Source organism: Staphylococcus sp. GDY8P57P (assembly GCF_017892585.1).
Taxonomy (GTDB): Bacteria; Bacillota; Bacilli; order Staphylococcales; family Staphylococcaceae; genus Staphylococcus; species Staphylococcus borealis.
This window is the reverse complement of sequence record NZ_JAESLK010000164.1, coordinates 1-796: the sequence shown is the minus strand read 5'-3', so window position 1 is coordinate 796 and position 796 is coordinate 1. Positions and strand designations below refer to the sequence as shown.

The following is a 796-nucleotide window of genomic DNA, read 5'->3' as shown; positions in this document are numbered from 1 at the left end:
GGTGTAGAACTAAATATAAAATTGAATTTACTATCACATTTAGAGGTGACTGTCATGGCGATATTAAACCAAGTTATAATTGTCGAAGGTAAAACAGACAAGAAACGGGTGAAGCAGGTGATTGACCAACCGATTGAAATCATTTGTACAAACGGTACTATGGGAATTGATAAGTTAGATGAGATGATAGAATCGTTATACGATAAACAAGTGTATATACTTGTCGATGCCGATGATGAAGGTGAAAAAATTCGAAAATGGTTTAAACGATATTTAAGTGAAAGTAGACATATAAGAATAGATAAACAATATTGTGAGGTTGCACGTTGTCCTAAACGATATTTATCCAGAGTGTTTGCAAAGCATGGTTTTATGGTGAAGGATGAAGAAAAAGTAGCTAAAGCGAAATTGGATTATATTGCTGAAAGGGTCAGTTTATTAACATGAATTTAACGAATGAACAACGCGTGTTAATGTTTTCGAACACGTAGATCAGGAAAAATATCTTATTTTTGGTTATACGCCAACTTGTGGTACATGTAAAGTGTCAGAACGCATGTTAGATATTGCGAATGAAATTTTAAAATTACCAATTACTAAAATAGATTTAAATTTTCATCCTGATTTTAGTCAACAACATGAGATACAATCGGTACCGATACTTATGCTTATGTCTAAAGGTGAAGAACAAAAAAGAATTTATGCATTTCAATCAGTGCCTTATTTGTTAGAAAATTTAAAATAATTATTGACGAATCTTTAGTACAATGGTAGGATTATGGATAATTAAATAATG

Annotated in this window: 2 protein-coding genes; both read left to right on the top strand. The window is 31.3% G+C overall.

Annotation, left to right across the window (positions count from 1 at the left end; all coding sequences use genetic code 11):
- The first annotated feature begins 54 nt into the window (after window positions 1-54).
- Entirely contained in the window at window positions 55-447 is a 393-nt protein-coding gene (locus KA878_RS14140; RefSeq protein WP_210142278.1) for a toprim domain-containing protein, read from the top strand.
- Window positions 448-508: 61 nt separating this feature from the next.
- Window positions 509-745 carry a thioredoxin family protein gene (locus KA878_RS14135; RefSeq protein ID WP_210142277.1) on the top strand — a complete coding sequence of 79 codons (237 nt, stop codon included), beginning with the start codon at window positions 509-511 and terminating at the stop codon, window positions 743-745.
- Window positions 746-796: the final 51 nt, after the last annotated feature.